Source organism: Methylobacterium sp. Leaf112, from assembly GCF_001423295.1.
In the GTDB taxonomy this organism is placed as follows: Bacteria; Pseudomonadota; Alphaproteobacteria; order Rhizobiales; family Beijerinckiaceae; genus Methylobacterium.
This window is the reverse complement of the sequence record NZ_LMNG01000011.1, coordinates 36,956-54,762: the sequence shown is the minus strand read 5'-3', so window position 1 is coordinate 54,762 and position 17,807 is coordinate 36,956. Positions and strand designations below refer to the sequence as shown.

Below are 17,807 nucleotides of genomic sequence, written 5' to 3'. Positions count from 1 at the left end.
GCTAGGCTGGCGCCATGTCACAGGCCATGCAGCAGCGCCCCGCCCGTTCGATGCCGAAGACCGGCTCCGCCCCGTCGGACTACACCACCAGCGCGGCGGTCCTCGACACCGCCGGCGCGACGCCGATGATGGCGCAGTACATCGAGATCAAGGCCGCCAACACCGACTGCCTGCTGTTCTACCGGATGGGGGATTTCTACGAGTTGTTCTTCGAGGACGCCGAGATCGCGTCCCGGGCCCTGGGGATCGTCCTGACGAAGCGCGGCAAGCACGGCGGGGCCGACATCCCCATGTGCGGCGTGCCGGTGGAGCGCTCCGACGACTACCTCAGCCGCCTCATCGCGCTGGGACACCGCGTCGCCGTCTGCGCACAGACCGAGGATCCGGCGGAGGCGAAGAAGCGCGGGCCCAAATCCGTCGTCCGGCGCGAGGTGGTGCGCCTCGTCACCCCCGGCACCATCACGGAGGACCGCCTCCTGGATCCGGCCCGCGCCAACGTCCTGCTCGCCATCGGCCGCAACAAGGGCGGGGCCGCCAAATCGGAGTCCGCCAAGGATCAGGCCGCGTACACCTACGGGCTCGCCGCCCTCGACATCTCGACGGGGCGCTTCGCCGTGAGCGAAGTGCCGGCGTCGGAACTCGCCTCGGCCATCGCCCGGCACGAGCCGCGCGAGATCGTCCTGTCGGAGACCATCCACGCCGATCCGGCGCTGGCCCGCCTGTGGCGCGAGATTCCCGCTCCCGTTACGCCGCTGGCCCAGGCGGAGCTGGAGCCGGCCGGTGCCGAGCGACGGATCAAGGCGCAGTTCGGTGTCTCGACGCTGGAGGGATTCGGCCAGTTCGGCCGGGCCGAGCTCGCGGCGGCGGGCGCGGCCCTGCTCTACATCGAGCGCACCCAGATCGGCGCGCGCCCGACCCTGTCGCCCCCGACCCGCGAGGCCTGCGGCGCCACCCTCGCCATCGACGCGTCGACCCGGGCCAATCTCGAACTCACCCGCACGCTGTCGGGCGAGCGCCGGGGCAGCCTGCTCGACGCCATCGACCGCACGGTCTCGGCGAGCGGCGCGCGGCTGCTGGCCGAGCACCTCGCCGGTCCCCTCACGGACCTCGCCGCCATTCGCCGCCGCCACGCCGCCGTCGCCTGGCTCTGCGAGCAGGGCGTCTCGCGAAAAACGTTCCGCGAGATCCTGGCGCGGGCGCCGGACCTCGCCCGCGCCCTGTCGCGCCTCGGCCTCGGGCGCGGCGGCCCGCGCGATCTCGCGGCGCTCCGCGACGGCCTCGACGCCGCGAAGGGCCTGGCCGCGCACCTCGCCGCCCTCGACGGTCTGCCGGACGACCTCGCCGCCCTCGGAACCGGGCTGTCCCAGGTCGATGCCGGCCTCGTGGCGCACCTCGCCGCGGCGCTGGCCGACGACCTGCCGCTCAAGCGCGCGGATGGCGGCTTCGTCCGCGAAGGGTACTCGCCGGAGATCGACGAGGCCCGGGTGCTCGGCCAGGACTCGCGAAAGGTCATCGCGGCCCTGCAGGCGCGCTACGCCGAGGAGACCGGCTGCCGGACCCTGCGGATCAAGCACAACAACATGCTCGGCTACTACATCGAGGTGCCGCAGGCGGTGGGCGAGGGCTGCCTCAAGGGCGCGATGCGCGAGACATTCATCCACCGCCAGACCATGGTGGATGCCATGCGCTTCACCAGCGTCGAGCTCGGCGACCTCGAAGGCCGCATCTCCGGCGCCTCCGACCGGGCCCTGCGGCTCGAAACGGCGGTGTTCGACGCGCTGTCGGGCGAGACCCTCGCCCAGGCCGCCGCCATCGCGTCCGTGGCCGAGGCCCTGGCCGCCCTCGATGTGTCCGCCTCCCACGCCGACCTCGCCGTGGAGCGCGACTGGCGCCGCCCGGTGGTGGACGACGGCTACGGCTTTTCCGTCACGGGCGGGCGCCACCCCGTGGTCGAGGCGGCGCTCAGGCTCTCCGGCGAGCCGTTCATCGCCAACGACTGCGACCTGTCGGGGGAGGGGCGCGGCCGCATCCGCCTCATCACCGGCCCGAACATGGGCGGCAAGTCGACCTTCCTGCGCCAGAACGCCCTCATCGCCGTGCTGGCGCAGATCGGCGCCTTCGTGCCGGCGGCGAGCGCCCAGCTCGGCCTCGTCGACCGGCTGTTCTCCCGCGTCGGGGCGGCCGACGACCTGGCGCGCGGGCAATCGACCTTCATGGTCGAGATGGTGGAGACCGCCGCCATCCTGAACCAGGCGACCCGGCGCTCCCTGGTGATCCTCGACGAGATCGGGCGCGGCACCGCGACCTTCGACGGCCTCTCCATCGCGTGGGCCTGCCTCGAACACCTGCACGAGAAGAACGCCTGCCGCGCCCTGTTCGCCACCCATTTCCACGAGTTGACCGCTCTGGGCCAGCGCCTGTCGCACCTCGACAACGCCACCCTTAAGGTCGCCGAGCACCGGGGCACCGTGGTGTTCCTGCACGAGGTGGTGCCGGGTGTGGCCGACCGCTCCTACGGGCTCCAGGTCGCGCGCCTCGCCGGGTTGCCGCCGGGGGTGATCGCGCGGGCGGGCGCCATCCTGAAGAACCTGGAGAAGTCCGAGCGCGAGCGCCCGACGCGCCCGCGCATCGACGACCTGCCGCTGTTCGCCGCCCTCTCGCCGCCGCCGCTGGAGGAAGCCCCCCCGGAATGCGAGGATGGCCTGCGCCGCGTGCTCGACGACATCGACCCCGATGCGCTCACCCCGCGCGAGGCCTTGGAGGCGCTGTACCGGCTGAAGGCGGCGCGGGATCTATGAAACCTAGGGTTAGATAAACGATTGATACTCATGGTTGCATCTGTCAGATGGAGGCTGTGCGACAGCCGACTCCGCCTCCTGGGCGTGCGTTGGGTGTCCCTGGATGTTGGAGCAGCCAAGACATGGATCGGGTTCTCTTCGCGGCCAAACCCAGTACACGGACGCTTCTCATTGCGAACGAGCGCGCGAAGCTAACGGCCGGATACGTCAATGCCGTCGCCGGATCGGTTTTTACGGTCGGAGGTTTGGCTCCGATTTTTGCCGTCCTGTACACCAACACCACGCCCGTGATCCCCTTATGGGCGATCGTTGGCATTTCGGTGGTTTGCTGGATCGCCAGCGGGGCCCTACATGTCTCCGCACGCCGATACCTCGGGGAGTTGATGTGATGAGCGGTCTCGATTTCATCGCCCTTGCCATCGTGCCCGTCGCAGCACTTGTCCTTGGCTACGGTGCCCTGCGCTACGCTCGATGGGCGGATCATCGTCCCTAAGAACGCGGGGTCCCGAAGGGCTGCCGGGTTCCGGAGAACCGTCGCGTTGTCGTGACAATTCCCCTCAGGGATGCAGCCGTTCCCAGCCATCGGCGGCGAGCCGGAACCCGTCGAGGCCTTCCAGGCTCGCGGCGTGGCCGGCGCGGCATTCGGCGACGTAGCGGAGCGCGCCCGCCACCACCCGCTCGGAATAGGGCTTGGCGATCACCCCGACGGCGCCGGCGAAATCGTCTGGAATGCGCTTGGCGTTGGCGGTCATGAACACCACCGTGGTGCGCGGGTCGGCGCTGAGCGCCCGGGCCACGGCGACGCCCGTGGGGCCGTCGATGAGGTGGATGTCCACCAGCGCCACGTCCGGGTGGGTCGAGAGGCCCAGCGCGATGGCTTCCTGGGACGAGCCGGCGACGCCGACGGTGACGTGGCCGAGATCCTCGAGCAGGCATTCGAGTTCGAGGGCGATGAGCACTTCGTCCTCGACCACCAGGATGCGCAGGCACGGTGCCGCCCCGCCCACGCCCGCAGTCACTTGGCCCATTGCGGCAACTCCTCGGCGGTGGTGTCGGCCGCCTCGCGCAGGGAGATGGCGTCGAGGGGCACGCTGATCTCGACCCGGGTCCCGGGTGTCGTCTCGCTCCACGCGATGGTTCCGCGCAGCTGCCGCACGACCATTTCCACGAGGGAACGGCCGAAGCCCGCCGGGTTCGGGATCGCGGCGGCGAGGCCGACGCCGTCGTCCTCGATCAGCATGTGCAGGGCGCCGTCCCGGCGTCGCGCCGTGATGCTCACCCGCCCGGCGCGGTTGTCCGGGAAGGCGTGGCGCACGGCGTTGGTGGCGAGTTCGTGCAGCATCAGCGCCAGGGGCGCCGCCATGGCGGCCGACACCGCCACGGAATCGATGGCGGCGCTCACCGCCGTGCGCTCGCCGTCGAGGCCGGCGACGAGGTCGCCCAGGAAATCGTCGGCGAATTCGCGCAGGTCGAACCGGGTCACGTCCCCGGCCGAGTAGAGCATGCGGTGGACCGTCGAGAGGGCGCCGATGCGCTCGGCCATGCCGTTGAGGGCGTCGCGCGCCTCGCCCTCGGGGGTGCGCCGGGCCTTGAGCAGCATCAGTGACGAGATCACCTGGAGGTTGTTCTTCACCCGGTGGTCGACCTCGTGGAGCAGGGCGGTCTTCTGCTCCAGGGTGGCGCGCAGGTCCGCCGTCTGCTCGGACACGCGGCGCTCGAGGTCGATGTTGGCGAGCGTCATCGCGACTTCGAGGCTGTGCTTGCCGGTCATGTCGGCCTGTGCCGAGTAGTAGTGCGTGACGGCGCCGGTGGCGTCGCGCACGGGCGACAGGGTCATGCCGTTCCAGAACGAGGTGCCGTCCTTGCGGTAGTTCACGAGTTCGGCCTCGAAGCTGCGGCCCTCCGCGACGGCCGCGGAGATGCGCGCCACGGTCTCGCGGTCGGTCAGCGGCCCCTGCAGCATCCGGCAGTTGCGGCCTTCGAGCTCGTGCCAGGCGTAGCCCGTGAGGGCGAGGAACGCCGCATTGGCCCAGACGATGGGATGGGCGCCGCCCCGCACTTCCGTGAGGACCATCGGCGTCGGACTCTCGGAGAAGGCCGAGGCGAGGGTCGTTTGCGCGAGGGCCGCCGGCACCGCCTGATGAGCCGTATCCGTCATGGCCGGTACCGACCGCCTTCGGAACGCGGGGAGGGGCGGTTCGTCACATGGGCCATCCCGGTAAGGCGCGGCGCCGCGCAGTCGACGGTCGGCGTGCAGCCGACCGGTCCGACGCGATGCAAGGCCCAGTCCCGCGAGACCGAGTCCCGAAAGGCCCCGTCCCGCATGTACGCAGTTTGGACGCACGCTGTTAACAAGTTATCGGCCATTTCTGAGATCGGTCGGAGGATCGCGGCCCGAGCGGTCGCGACGAGAAACGGCCGGCCCTCGGCCACCGTCCGCTCCGGTTGCCGGAAGTAAGCGCCGGGCTTGAGAGGAGTTCCATTCCATGGCTGCAAGCCGAGTGCGTCACGCGCCGCGCCTGCGCGATTTCGCCCGCGATCCGCGTATTCCGCTGATGCTGGCCCTGGGCTTCTCGTCGGGCCTGCCGCTCCTTCTCGTGCTCGGCACCTTCTCGACGCGGCTCGCCTATTCGGGCGTCGACATCAAGGCCATCGGGCTCTTCAGCTACGTCGCGCTCCCCTACACCCTGAAGTTCCTGTGGGCGCCGCTCATCGACCGGTTCGACGTGCCGGGGCTGACCCGCCGCCTCGGGCGCCGGCGCGCCTGGATGGTGACGACGCAAGGCGCCGTCGCCGCCGCCCTCGCCCTGATGGCCTTCGCCGACCCCGCCACCAGCCTCGCGCTCCTCGGGCTGGGGGCCTTCCTCCTGGCATTCTGCGCCGCCACGCAGGACGTGGTCATCGACGGCTGGCGCATCGACGCCGCCGGCACGGATCTCCAGGGCGTTCTCGCCGCCACCTCGAACCTCGGCTACCGCTTCGGCCTCATGTCGGCGGGGGCCGGCGCCCTGTTCCTCGCCGCCGCCTACGGCTGGCGCGCCGCCTACCTGCTCATGGCGGCCCTGATGCTCGTCGGGCTCGTGGCCGCGCTCCTCGCCCCCGCCTTCGACCGCACGGGGGACGAGGCCCGCGCCGCCGCCGCCGTCGAGGCGGCTGCCGGCCGTCCGGCCAAGGTCTGGAGCTTCAGGGGCGCGGTGCTGGAGCCCCTCGCCGAACTGCACGCGCGCCTCGGGCCCGGCCTGTGGGCGATCCTCGTCCTCGTGGCGCTCTACCGGATGCCGGACTTCATCTCCGGCGTGATGGCGAGCCCGCTCTACTTCCAGGTCGGTTTCACCCTCACGGAGATCGGCGCCGTATCGAAGCTCTACGGCATCTGGGTCGGCATCGCCGGCGCCTTCGTCGGCGGCTGGGCGATGCAGCGTTTCGGCCTGTTCCCGACCCTCGTGGTCGGCGCCTTCCTGGGCGCGGCCTCAAACCTCGCCTTCTCGTGGCTGTCCTTCGGCGGGCCGGAGGTCTGGCGCCTGACGGCGGCGATCTCCATCGACAATTTCTGCGGCTCCTTCGCGGGCATGGCCCTCATCGCCTACATGTCGAGCCTCACCGCACCGGGCTTCGCCGCGACCCAGTACGCCCTGTTCTCCTCGCTCTACGCCCTGCCAGGCAAGCTCGTGGCCGGCACCTCCGGCTACATCGTCGCCGCCTACGGCTACCCGGTGTTCTTCGCCATCACGGCGGCGGTGGGCATCCCCGTGGTGGTGCTGTGCCTGTTCGTCGGACGGGCCGGCGAGCGCAGTGCCGCAAAGGCAGCCGGGATCGCGGCCGAGGCCGCCGCGAATCCCGCGGCGCTGGCCGACCCGGCCGGGCCGGAAGACCTGCCCGACGCTCGGGGCGGGAACCATCCGCGCGGCACCGGGCTTGCTCCTTCCGATCCATCCGCCGTCCCGGCGCCCGGCCCCCGCATGAGACCGCAGACGTGAGCAACATCTTCCTCATCGACGACACGAGCGCGGCCACCCCGGCCACCCAGGACGCCACCCTGAGCGACGCGGACGTCGCCGCCCTACGCCGGGCGGTGCGAACCCTGGAGAATCCCGGCCTCGCCGCGCGTCTCTCGGCCGCCGCCGGCGCGCCCCTCGACGCCATCGGCCGCGCCCTACCGGAGGCGGTGACCGGGGTCGTGTCGCGGGCGACCGAGAGCGCCATGCACACCGCCCTGCGGGTCGCCCTCGCGACCCTGCCGGAGAAGACCGTGCTGCCGGCCGACGGCACGAGTCTCGTCGAGGCGATCGCGGAGGCCCCCGTGGGGGCGGGGACGCGCCTCGGCCGCCTGCTGCCATCGAGCGACTTCGCCCACAAGGCCATGGCGGCGATGTCGGGCGCCGTCGGCGGGGCCTTCGGGCTCGCGACGCTGGCGGTGGAACTGCCGCTGTCCACCACCCTGATGCTGCGGTCCATCGCGGGGATCGCCCGCGAGGAGGGCGAGGATCTGGCCGAGCCGGAGAACGCCCTCGCCTGCGTGCAGGTGTTCGCCCTGGGGACCCGCGGGGCCGAGACCCCCCTCTCCGAGAGCGGCTACTTCGCCGTGCGCGCGGCGCTGGCCAAGACCATGGCGGAGGCGGCGCGCTACGCCGGCAACCGTGCCCTCCTCGACGAGGCTGCCCCGGCCCTCATCCGGTTCTCGGCGCAGATCGCCGCCCGCTTCGGGATCGTCGTCTCCCAGAAGGCCGCCGCCCAGGCCGTGCCGATCCTCGGCGCCGTCGGGGGGGCTGCCGTCAACGCCGCGTTCATGGACCACTTCCAGGCCATGGCGCGGGCCCACTTCACCGTGCGGCGCCTGGAACGCACCTACGGCGCCGCCCTCGTGCGCAAGGCGTACGACGCGGAGAAGGCGGCCACGGCGGCGTGATCCCCGGAGAAACGATGCCGGCCGCATCCGCCGGAGCGGCGTCGCGTCCCGGTGTCCCGCTCGATCCATACGGGCTCTGGTCCGAGCCTGGGAGCCGACCCCGCACCGGGATCGTTCCAGGCTCCCGTACGCGCCCCCGGAACCCGGCATCGTCAATCGGACGAGCGGTGTGTTTCCCGATCTCGGGTTCTGCGGCGTGGCCCCAGGATGCGTTGGTTCAATCCTATGTCCCGGCCGGATAACGCTGCGCCAGAAGGGCATAGACGAGCCGCGCTGTCTGTACCTCGCCGCCCTCGGGACGACCGGGCTTGGTCGAAGGATTCCAGCCGTACAGGTCGAAATGGACGTGCGCCCGGGTGGCGGGCGCGAAGCGGCGCAGGAACAGCGCGGCCGTGATGGCCCCCGCGAAGGGGCCGCCGGGGGCGTTGTTGAGGTCGGCGATCTTCGAGTCGAGCAGACCCGCATAGGGGGCATGCAGGGGCAGGCGCCACACCGGGTCGAACGCCGTCCGGCCCGCCGCCGCGACGGCCTCGGCCAGGGCGTCGTCCTCCGTGAAGAACGCCGGCAGATCCGGGCCCAGGGCCACGCGGGCCGCCCCCGTCAGGGTGGCGAAGTCGATGAGCAGGTCGGGGGCCTCGGCATCGGCCAGGGCCAGGGCGTCGGCGAGGATGAGGCGCCCTTCCGCGTCGGTGTTGCCGATCTCGACGGTGAGGCCGGCGCGGCTGCGCAGCACGTCGCCGGGCCGGAAGGCCGCGCCCGAGACGGAATTCTCCACGGCCGGGATGAGGACGCGCAGGCGCACGGGCATATGCGCCCCCATCACCATAGCGGCGGCGGCCAGCGCCGCGGCGGCCCCGCCCATGTCCTTCTTCATCAGCAGCATGCCGGCGGACGGCTTGATGTCGAGACCGCCGGTGTCGAAGGCGACGCCCTTGCCGACCAGGGTGACGCGGGGGGCGGCGGCATCGCCCCAGGTCAGGTCGATGAGGCGCGGCGCGCGGGGCGAGGCGGCCCCGACGGCGTGCACGAGGGGGAAATCGCGCGCGAGATCGTCGCCCGACACCACCGTGACGGCGGCGCCGTGCCGTTCGGCCAGCGCGCGCGCGGCCGCCTCGATCTCGGCGGGTCCGAGGTCGTTGGCCGGGGTGTTGACGAGGTCGCGCCCGAGCGCCACGGCGGCGGCGATGCGGGAGACCGCCTCGGCATCGACGCCCTCGGGGGCGACGAGGCGGGGCAGGGCGGGGCCGTTTGGAACGGACCCGCCGGCCGGAACGGCTTCTCCGGCGGGAACGGCCGCACGGTAGCGGGTGAAGCGGTAGCCGCCGAGCAGCCACGCCAGTGCGGCTTCCGTGCCGTCGAAGCCGGTGCCCTCCAGGCGGTAGGTGCCGGGCGGAAGCGCGCCGGCCAAGGTCCCGGCGAGGAGCCGTTCGCGGGCCGGGTTCGCTGCGCCGAGGCCGAACAGCACCCGCGCCAGGGTGCCGTCGGGCCCCGGCAGCAGGGCGATGCGGCCGGCCTTCGGCGTGAAGCCCGTCGCTCGGGCGTAGGCCGCCTCGCGCGGATCCAGGGCGGCCTCGATCCGGGGCCAGTCCGACGACCCGACGCCGGTGATGGGAATGGCGGAGGCGTGGTTGGAGTCGGGGGCGAACAGGGAGGTCAGGGCTCGGGCTCCTCGGCCGTGGGGCGGGATTAACCGCTGCTTAGGGTTAACGGTCTATCACCCGGAGACCGGCCCCGTGAAGCAACGGCCGGCGGGCAAGGTTGAGGCGGAGTCGCGCAATGGTCAGGCCGCGTTTGGCATCGGCACGGACGCTTCGGCGCCTCGCGGGGATCGCCGCTCTGGCGCTCCTGTCCAGCGCCTGCACCCGCCAGGACGGCCCCGAGACCACCGGCTCCCTCGGCGGTCTCTCCCTGCCGCGCCTCGGCCGCGCGCCCGCCAACGTGGTGTCCCGCCGCGAGGTCGACGCCATGGGCGAGCGCTACACCGCAGATCCCAACGACGTTCCCCTGGCCCTGCGCTACGCCCAAGCCCTGCGGGCGACGGACCAGCGGCCCCAGGCCGTGGCGGTGCTCCAGCAGATCGCCCTGCGCAACCCGAAGAACACGGCGGTGCTCGCCGCCTACGGCAAGAGCCTAGCCGAGGTCGGCCGCTTCACCGAGGCCGCGGAGGTCCTCCAGAACGCCCATACGGCGGCCCAGCCCGACTGGCGCGTGCTGTCGGCCCAGGGCGCCGTCGCCGACCAGCTCGGCGACCACGCCCGGGCGCAGGGCCTGTACGAGGCCGCCCTCAGGATCCAGCCGGACGATCCGGTGATCCTGTCGAATCTCGGCCTGTCCTACGCTCTGGCCAAGCGCCTCGACGAGGCCGAGGCCACCCTGCAGCGCGCCGCCGCCCAGCCCCGGGCCGATGCCCGGGTGCGCCAGAACCTCGCCCTGGTCTACGGCCTGAAGGGCAAGTTCACGGACGCCGAAGCCGTGTCCCGCCAGGACCTTTCGCCCGAGGAAGCCGCCGCCAACACCGTGGCCCTACGCGCCTTCGTCGCCCAGCCGAACGCCTGGAAAGCCATCAAGGCCTCGGACAAGGCGAAGCCCGCCGGATCGAAGGCGGCCGAGCGCGGCTGAGTCACACCTCCGCGGCCACCTGCGCGTCCACCTGGAGAATCTCCACCGGTCCATCCTGACCGTCCGAGAACACCCCCGCCGTGAGGGTGGCGCCGAAGACGCAGGCCGTGTCGAGGTTGGTCCGGTGCGGGCGCAGGTCCGGTCGGCCGTCCATTTGCGGCGTGTGGCCGTGGACGACGTGGCGGCCGAAATCATAGTCCGCCGACAGGAACGGCTCGCGGATCCACAGCCGGGTCGGTTCGTCCGGATCGATGCCGGGCCGGCCGGGGCGGAAGCCCGCATGGACGTAGTAGCGGCGCGCATCCTCCCAGACCGTCGGCAGGGCCGACATCCAGTTCAGCACGTCGTGGGGCAGGGCCTGCGGATCGCGGGTGCCGAAGGAGCGCAGGGTCGCGACCCCGCCGTTCTCGAGCCAGGGCGCGCTCCCGAACCCGTCGCGATAGGCGGCCAGCATCAGGTTCTCGTGGTTGCCCATGAGGCAGGTGACGGCCTTGGGCTCGGCGGCCTGAAGGGCGCGCAGGGTCGCGACGACCCCGGCACTGTCCGGCCCGCGGTCGATGTAGTCGCCGAGGAAGACGAGGCGGCGCGGGGCGCCGGCCCGGTGCCGGTCGATGGCCGCGAGCAGGCGCCGCAGGGCATCGGCGCATCCGTGGATGTCGCCGATGGCGTAGGTGAGGCCGCTTTCCGACACGGGTGGCGCCGGCCGCTCAGGCGACCTTGGTCAGGCCGGCCGTGGCCTTTGGCGTGTTCACGGTCGCGGCCTCGGTCGGAACCACGGCCGTCTCCGGCGTCTTGACCGGCGCGACCGCCGCCTCCGGCGTTTTGGGCGGCACGACCGCCGTCTCCGGCGTCTTGTTCGGCACGGCGGCCGTCTTCGGCCGATCCGCCGTTTTGCCCGTCACGGCGGCGGCCTCCTCGGCGGTGAGGATCGGCGTCGGAGCCTCTCCCTCTTCTAAGACCTCGTCCGTGTGGACATCGAAGCTCAGGAGCAGTGCCGTGGCGAAGCTCGTCGAGATGGCCACGTCCGTGGCGTCGCGGCCCCGGGCGATGACGATGCGGCCGATACGGCGGCGGTTGTTGCGCGCGTCGAACGTGTGCCAGGCGCCGCCGAGATAGACCTCGAACCAGGCGGAGAAATCCGGCGGCGGCACCACGGGCACGCCGATATCGCCGAGGTAGCCCGTACAGTAGCGCGCCGGAATGTTGAGGCAGCGGCAGAACGCGACGGCCAGATGCGCGTAGTCGCGGCAGACGCCGCGCTGCTGGGTGTAGGCGTCGTGGGCCGAGCGGGTTGCGTCGGCGTCCTGGTAGTTAAACTTGATGTGGCGGTTGACGAAGTCGCACACGGCCTGAACCCGGCCCCAGCCCTCCGGCCCGGCACCGAACAGCTCCCATGCGATGTTCGACAGCTTGTCCGTGTCGCAGTAGCGGCTGCCGAGGAGGAACCGCATGGCCTCGTCCGGCAGGTCCTGCACCGGATGCTGCCTCGCGTCCGGCACCACGGGATCGAGCTCCCCGGAATCGTGCACGAGGAAATCCGTCGCCACGGTGATCCGGCCGGCCGGCGCCAGGATGCGGGTGGTGACGTTGCCGAAGGCGTCGAGATACTGGTGCGCATCCACCGGCGGATCGAACGTCATCACCTCGGGCGTCAGGATATCGCCCGCCCGCGACGGGTGTACGCTCAGCAGGAACATCATCGGCGTCGGCTGAAACGTCTCGTACGTGATGGCGTAACCGGTCCGGATCTTCATGATGGCGGCACTGCTCCAGTGCAAGCCCGAACCGGACTTGTCGAAATAGGGGGTAAGACGAAAACCGCCGGCAACTCTCTATCGTTGCACGGGCGTCGATCAATAAGTGTTGCGCCGGAGACTTATCCGAAACCAGACGCCGCCAAATCTCCCGGCAGGATGCAGAGCCCGGTACCGGGTGGCAAGGCAGCGCCGTGTTTTGTCGGTGCAGGGTTTCACGCGCCCGCCGGATCGTTACCGGTGTACGCCTGACAGCCCACCGGGCCATGCAGGAAGAGGGCCAGAGGTTTCAGCGCAGCCACGTCCGCAGGCGTCGCACGGCGTCGGCGCAATCCGCATGCGAGCCGGCGAAGGAGAACCGGACGTGGTGGCCGCCGTCGACGCCGTCGAAGTCGAGGCCCGGCGTCGCGGCGACGCCGGCCTCGTCGAGCATCCGCCGGCAGAACCCGGCCGCGTCGTCGGTGAGGTTCGAAACGTCGGCGTAGAGGTAGAACGCCCCGTCGGCCGGGTGGGTGCGGCCGAGGCCGAGGCCCGGAAACGCATCGAGCAGCAGGGCCCGGTTGGCGGCGTAGCCGGCCCGTACGGCCTCCACCTCGTCCACGGCGTCGAACGCCGCGATAGCCGCCACCTGGGACAGGTAGGGCGCGGAGATGAACAGGTTCTGGGCCAGGCGTTCCACCGGGCGCACCAGCCATTCGGGCACCACCATCCAGCCGATGCGCCAGCCGGTCATGCACCAGGTCTTCGAGAACGAGTTGATCACGACGGCGTCGGGCTCGTAGCGCAGCGCCGTGTCCGTCGGCACGCCGTAGGCGAGGCCGTGATAGATCTCGTCCGAGATGAAACGCAGCCCCAGGGCGCGGGCCGTGGCGCAGAGTTCGGCGAGGCGCGCGGGTTCGATGACCGTGCCGGAGGGGTTGGCCGGGCTCATCACCAGCACGCCGGAGAGCGGCGTTTCCGCGTGGAGCGCGCGCAGGCCCTCGCTCGTCGGGGCGTAGCGGTCCGCCTGCCGGAGGGGCAGGGGGGCGGGCACGAGGTCGAGGGCATGCAGGATGCTGCGATAGGCCGGATACCCGGGCAGCGGCACGGCGATTCGGGCGCCGGCGTCGAACAGGCCGAGGAAGGCCAGGATGAACCCCGCCGACGAACCCGTGGTGACGACGATGCGCCCGGGCGCCACGTCGAGGCCGTGGGTGTCGGCATAGTGCCGGGCGATGCGGGCGCGCAGCGCCGGCAGGCCCAGCGCCTGGGTGTACGGCAGGGCGCCGCCGGCCAGCGCCGCTTGCGCCGCCGCGATCACGGCGCGCGGGGCGGGGGCCGAGGGCTGGCCGACCTCCATGTGGACCACGCCGTCGCCCCGGGCCTCGCGGGCGGCGGCGGCGGCCATCACGTCCATGGCGAGGAACGGTGCGACGCGGGCGGCGCGCCGCGATGGCAGCAGAGGCGATGCGGCGATGGAAGACGCGGGGAGGGGCGTTGGCGAAACCGTCATCGCACCTCCGTAGAGCCGATCAGGCTGGACGGAAACTGCTCGGGGCCCGCGACCGAGATTGACCGGCCGCCGCGAAAACGCCTAACCCCGCCGATAGACGCACGCCCATCGTGCACGATCATCTTACGGCCGGTGGCGTTTTCATCCGGTCCCCTCCGCGAGGACGCATGCCCCTGCTCCGGTCCCTACTCACCTCCGCCATGCTGTTCAGCGCCTCCGCCGCGTGGGCCCAGGCCGCCCCGCAGTCCGCGCCGGCGGCGACTGCCCCGGCGGCGACGGCCGCGACCTCGGCCGCCCCGGTGTTCTCCGACACCCAGCGCCAGGCCATCGAGGCCATCGTCAAGGATTACCTCGTCAAGAATCCGGACGTGCTGCAGGAGGCCATCGCCGAGGGCGAGAAGCGCGCGCAGGAGACCCAGAAGCTGGCGCAGGCCGCCGCCCTGAAGGAATCCCGCGACACCCTCACCAATTCGCCCCACGGCGTCGTCGTCGGGAATCCTGCGGGCGACATCACCGTGGTGGAGTTCTTCGACTACAATTGCGGCTATTGCCGCAAGGCGCTCGGCGACATCCAGGCCCTGGTCAAGTCCGATCCGAAGCTGCGCGTGGTGCTGCGCGACTTCCCCGTGCTGGGCGCAGAATCCCTCGAGGCGAGCAAGCTGGCGCTGGCGGCCAAGCAGCAGCTCAAGGCCGACCGGATGTTCGAGTTCCACGTCAAGCTCCTGGAGACCAAGGGCCGGGTGACGGGCGAGCGCGCGATCGCCGTCGCCAAGGAAATGGGCCTCGACACGGCGCGCCTCGCCAAGGACGCGCAGGGCCCCGAGGTCAAGGCGGCGCTCTCCGAGAACGTCAGCCTCGGCGACAAGCTCGGCCTCTCCGGCACCCCGGCCTTCATCATCGGCGACGAGGTGATTCCGGGCGCCGTCGGCGTCGATCCGATCCGCAAGGTCATCGCCGATGTGCGCCAGTGCGGCCACGCCGGCTGCTGAGGGGCCCCCGAGCCGCGAAGCGCCCCGAACCCGGGAGACCGCGTCTCCCGATACGACACGATCCAGCCTGACGACGACCGAGCCGATGCCCAAGGAGCCGATGTCCAAGAACGATCCCTTCGATCCGGAGCTCGTGCGCGAGCTCGCCAAGCTCATCACCGAGACGGATCTCACCGAGATCGAGGTCGAGAAGGGTGACCTGCGCATCCGCGTCGCTCGCCGCATCGAGCCGGTCCACGTCCAGGTGGCGGCCCCCGCCCCGGCGCTCGCCGCCGTGGCTCCGCCGCCCCCGCCGGCGGCCGGGCCGGGCGCCGTGCCCGAGCGCACCCGGGCGGGTGCGGGCCATCCCGGCGCCGTGCCCTCGCCCATGGTCGGCACCGCCTATCGCCGCCCGTCGCCGGACGCCAAGGTGTTCGTCGATGTCGGCTCCAAGGTGGAGGCCGGCGAGAAGGTTCTCCTCATCGAGGCCATGAAGACCTTCAACGAGATCGTGGCCCCCCGCGCCGGCACCGTCACGGCCGTCTTCGTCGAGGACGGCCAGCCCGTCGAGTTCGGCGAACCCCTCCTCGTCATCGAGTGAGGCGCGAGGCACCATGTTCGACAAGATCCTGATCGCCAATCGCGGCGAGATCGCCCTGCGCATCCTGCGCGCGGCCAAGGAACTCGGGATCGCGACCGTCGCCGTCCATTCCACGGCCGATGCCGACGCCATGCACGTGCGGCTCGCCGACGAGAGCGTGTGCATCGGCCCCCCGGCCGCCCGCGACAGCTACCTCAACATCCCGTCCATCATCGCCGCCTGCGAGATCACCGGCGCGGACGCGGTGCACCCCGGCTACGGCTTCCTGTCGGAGAACGCGCGCTTCGCCGAAGTCCTGGCCCATCACGAGATCGGATTCATCGGCCCGAAAGCCGAGCACATCCGCATCATGGGCGACAAGATCGAGGCCAAGCGCACGGCGAAACGCCTCGGCATCCCGTGCGTGCCGGGCTCCGAGGGCGGAGTCGAGGACCCCGTGGAGGCCAAGCGCATCGCGGCCGAGATCGGCTATCCGGTGCTGGTCAAGGCATCCTCCGGTGGCGGCGGCCGCGGCATGAAGGTGGCGCGCTCCGAGGCCGACCTCGAACAGGCCTTGGGGATGGCCCGCCAGGAGGCCAAGGCCGCCTTCGGCGACGATGCGGTCTACCTCGAGAAGTATCTCGAGAAGCCGCGCCACATCGAGGTTCAGGTGCTGGGCGACGGGCGGGGCAACGCCGTGCATCTGGCCGAGCGCGACTGTTCGCTGCAGCGGCGTCACCAGAAGGTGTGGGAGGAGGGCGGCTCGCCCGCCCTCAACGAGGCCATGCGGGCCGAGATCGGCGGCATCTGCGCCCGGGCCATGCAGGAGCTGAAATACCTCGGCGCCGGCACGGTGGAGTTCCTCTACGAGGACGGCCAGTTCTACTTCATCGAGATGAACACCCGCATCCAGGTCGAGCATCCGGTCACCGAGATGATCACCGGGATCGACCTCGTGAACGAGCAGATCCGCGTCGCCGCCGGTCTGCCGCTGTCGGTGACACAGGACGAGATCAGCGTGTCGGGGCACGCCATCGAGTGCCGGATCAACGCCGAGCACCCGGCGACCTTCCGGCCGTCCCCCGGCCTCATCACCTACTTCCACCCGCCGGGCGGCCTCGGCGTGCGGGTCGATTCGGCGGTGTTCCAGGGCTACCGCATCCCGCCGCACTACGACTCGCTCATCGGCAAGCTCATCGTGCACGGGCGCACCCGCAACGAGTGCCTGATGCGCCTGCGCCGCGCCCTGGACGAGTTCGTGGTGGATGGCGTCGACACCACCCTGCCGCTGTTCCGCACCCTGGTGCGCAACGCCGATGTGCAGAACGGCGCCTATGATATCCACTGGCTGGAGAACTTCCTGGCGGCCGGGGGCCTCGACGAGCCATAAATCTTCGGTTTCGCATCGGAACGAGCAACCGTGGCGGGAACGGCGCGGGGTCGATCTTCGTTCACCCGTGACATCGTGCCGCCGAGGCCGGTCGCCGACCAGGGCTGGTCCGCCTCACCTCCGGCGCGATCCTCTCCCTTGCCTCCGCCGAGGAAACGTCCATGCGCCTCTCTTACGTTCTAATCGCCACCGCCCTCCTCGCCACCCCCGCCCTGGCGCAATCCTCGTCCGGCAATGTCGGCCAGCCCGAGCGCGGCATTCCGCAGGCGGGCAACACCGCCGGCGGCCCCATCGACAAGCCCTCGACCCGCGACATGGCCCCGACCCGGACCGGGTCGACGCCGGTGGGCGAGGGCGGCATGTCCCCCGGCGCGGGCTCCGTCGACTCGGCCAAGGGGGGCAACGCATCGGACCCGACCCGCAGGGCGCCGAACACCGGCAGCACGTCCGGCGGTCCGGCCCAATAGACCGCCCCGCGGCGAGCCGGGTGTGACACCCGGCTCGCGAAACCGAACCGTCCGTCATTGGCCGGCTCCCCATGGGGCCGGCCTTTTTTCATGCGCAATCCGAGACGGTGTTCGGGCACGCGCCGTCACCATCACGATCAATTGATAAGGAAAGAAATCCCCAGTTTGGGTCCGGTCGCGTGGCTATGCGGACCCGATACCTGCCGCTTTCCGCTCATTGCGGATGGTGAAGGCTCCAGAATCCCCCTGCATTGGGCGGCCACGGCAAGGGCGCCAGGGCCACGCGATGCGGCATTTTGCCAGCAAATAATTCGCCGGAACCGATTGCGCACAATCGACTTCTCTACCCACACCGGACGGGAGACAGACAGTTTCCCAGCCAGGGCCATCGGCCCCGCGCCAACCGGACACACCATAGCATCCCGAAAGACACCCATGCGTTCCGTGACCCTCGCCGTCGCTGCTTTTGCCCTGTCCGTGACCGGCGCCCTGGCCCAGTCCCCCTCCGGCAATGTCGGCCAGCCGGAGCGCGCCGTGCCGCAGGCCGGAAACACCACGCGCGGCCCCATCGACAACCCGTCCGTCTACGGCGCCTATCGCAATCCCGAGACCGGCCTCGTCGACCTCGACGCGACGGGCAGCGTCGGTGCCCGTCCGCTCCCCTCGAACAGCGAGGCGATCATCGTCGACTCGGCCAAGGGCGGCAACGCCGAGCAGATCAACCGCACGGTGCCGAACCTCGGCACGACCTCGGGCGGCCCGGAGTTCTGATCGGCGGACCCGGACCCGATTCGTCCAGCGGCGGAGCCTCCCGGCTCCGCCGTTCCGCGTTC

General features: G+C 71.2%; 15 protein-coding genes and 1 pseudogene. 10 read left to right on the top strand and 6 right to left on the bottom strand.

All coding sequences use genetic code 11. The features are described 5' to 3' along the window. Positions 1-50: 50 nt before the first annotated feature. Together mutS and ASF52_RS06560 are read left to right on the top strand one after the other, a co-directional pair. Positions 51-2,798, top strand: coding sequence for a DNA mismatch repair protein MutS (gene mutS / locus ASF52_RS06565; RefSeq protein ID WP_056169642.1), 2,748 nt, complete (start codon positions 51-53; stop codon positions 2,796-2,798). A 122-nt stretch (positions 2,799-2,920) separates the two neighbouring features. Beyond that, positions 2,921-3,187, top strand: a complete 267-nt coding sequence (locus tag ASF52_RS06560) for a hypothetical protein (RefSeq protein ID WP_056169523.1) — start codon at positions 2,921-2,923, stop codon at positions 3,185-3,187. Positions 3,188-3,355: 168 nt separating this feature from the next. Here ASF52_RS06560 and ASF52_RS06555 read toward each other — a convergent pair whose 3' ends face one another. Together ASF52_RS06555 and ASF52_RS06550 are read right to left on the bottom strand one after the other, a co-directional pair. Continuing rightward, positions 3,356-3,826 (bottom strand): response regulator, encoded by a 471-nt coding sequence (locus tag ASF52_RS06555; RefSeq protein WP_056169520.1) that lies wholly within the window; start codon positions 3,824-3,826, stop codon positions 3,356-3,358. Then, complete coding sequence (locus tag ASF52_RS06550; RefSeq protein ID WP_056169517.1) at positions 3,814-4,956, bottom strand: histidine kinase dimerization/phosphoacceptor domain -containing protein; 1,143 nt, start codon at positions 4,954-4,956, stop codon at positions 3,814-3,816. Before ASF52_RS06550 ends, ASF52_RS06555 begins: the two co-directional genes overlap by 13 nt. 328 nt (positions 4,957-5,284) lie before the next feature. Between ASF52_RS06550 and ASF52_RS06545 the strand changes: the two genes are divergently transcribed. Together ASF52_RS06545 and ASF52_RS06540 are read left to right on the top strand one after the other, a co-directional pair. After that, positions 5,285-6,775: an AmpG family muropeptide MFS transporter gene (locus tag ASF52_RS06545; RefSeq protein ID WP_056169514.1), complete on the top strand. Its 1,491-nt coding sequence runs from the start codon at positions 5,285-5,287 to the stop codon at positions 6,773-6,775. Positions 6,776-6,780: 5 nt separating this feature from the next. Beyond that, a complete protein-coding gene (locus ASF52_RS06540; protein WP_244473731.1) occupies positions 6,781-7,704 on the top strand; it encodes an EcsC family protein in 924 nt (307 codons plus the stop codon). A gap of 223 nt (positions 7,705-7,927) precedes the next feature. Here ASF52_RS06540 and ASF52_RS06535 read toward each other — a convergent pair whose 3' ends face one another. Then, entirely contained in the window at positions 7,928-9,361 is a 1,434-nt protein-coding gene (locus ASF52_RS06535; protein WP_056169508.1) for a leucyl aminopeptidase family protein, read from the bottom strand. Between the two features lie 119 nt (positions 9,362-9,480). On the opposite strand from ASF52_RS06535, the gene ASF52_RS06530 reads away from it, so the two are divergent. Beyond that, positions 9,481-10,323, top strand: a complete 843-nt coding sequence (locus tag ASF52_RS06530) for a tetratricopeptide repeat protein (RefSeq protein WP_056169507.1) — start codon at positions 9,481-9,483, stop codon at positions 10,321-10,323. Position 10,324: 1 nt separating this feature from the next. Here ASF52_RS06530 and ASF52_RS06525 read toward each other — a convergent pair whose 3' ends face one another. The 3 genes and pseudogenes from ASF52_RS06525 to ASF52_RS06515 all read right to left on the bottom strand — a co-directional run bounded on the left by ASF52_RS06525 (position 10,325) and on the right by ASF52_RS06515 (position 13,569). After that, positions 10,325-11,014, bottom strand: coding sequence for a metallophosphoesterase family protein (locus ASF52_RS06525; protein ID WP_056169504.1), 690 nt, complete (start codon positions 11,012-11,014; stop codon positions 10,325-10,327). A gap of 253 nt (positions 11,015-11,267) precedes the next feature. Next, positions 11,268-12,077, bottom strand: a pseudogene (locus ASF52_RS06520) (transglutaminase-like domain-containing protein); the annotation flags it as partial. 289 nt (positions 12,078-12,366) lie between these two features. Then, the gene (locus tag ASF52_RS06515) at positions 12,367-13,569 is read right to left on the bottom strand and encodes a pyridoxal phosphate-dependent aminotransferase (RefSeq protein WP_200937383.1); all 1,203 of its coding nucleotides are present in this window, start codon (positions 13,567-13,569) and stop codon (positions 12,367-12,369) included. Positions 13,570-13,736: 167 nt separating this feature from the next. Here ASF52_RS06515 and ASF52_RS06510 point away from each other — a divergent pair, with 167 nt between their 5' ends. The 5 genes from ASF52_RS06510 to ASF52_RS06490 all read left to right on the top strand — a co-directional run bounded on the left by ASF52_RS06510 (position 13,737) and on the right by ASF52_RS06490 (position 17,745). Further along, positions 13,737-14,558 (top strand): DsbA family protein, encoded by an 822-nt coding sequence (locus ASF52_RS06510; protein ID WP_056169501.1) that lies wholly within the window; start codon positions 13,737-13,739, stop codon positions 14,556-14,558. A 100-nt stretch (positions 14,559-14,658) separates the two neighbouring features. Beyond that, complete coding sequence (gene accB / locus ASF52_RS06505; protein WP_056169636.1) at positions 14,659-15,138, top strand: acetyl-CoA carboxylase biotin carboxyl carrier protein; 480 nt, start codon at positions 14,659-14,661, stop codon at positions 15,136-15,138. Between the two features lie 13 nt (positions 15,139-15,151). Further along, positions 15,152-16,507 (top strand): acetyl-CoA carboxylase biotin carboxylase subunit, encoded by a 1,356-nt coding sequence (gene accC / locus ASF52_RS06500; protein ID WP_056169498.1) that lies wholly within the window; start codon positions 15,152-15,154, stop codon positions 16,505-16,507. Positions 16,508-16,668: 161 nt separating this feature from the next. Next, the gene (locus ASF52_RS06495; RefSeq protein ID WP_056169495.1) at positions 16,669-16,974 is read left to right on the top strand and encodes a hypothetical protein; all 306 of its coding nucleotides are present in this window, start codon (positions 16,669-16,671) and stop codon (positions 16,972-16,974) included. A 435-nt stretch (positions 16,975-17,409) separates the two neighbouring features. Next, on the top strand, positions 17,410-17,745 hold the full coding sequence (locus ASF52_RS06490) for a hypothetical protein (protein WP_056169490.1): 336 nt from the start codon (positions 17,410-17,412) through the stop codon (positions 17,743-17,745). The last annotated feature ends 62 nt before the right edge of the window (positions 17,746-17,807 follow it).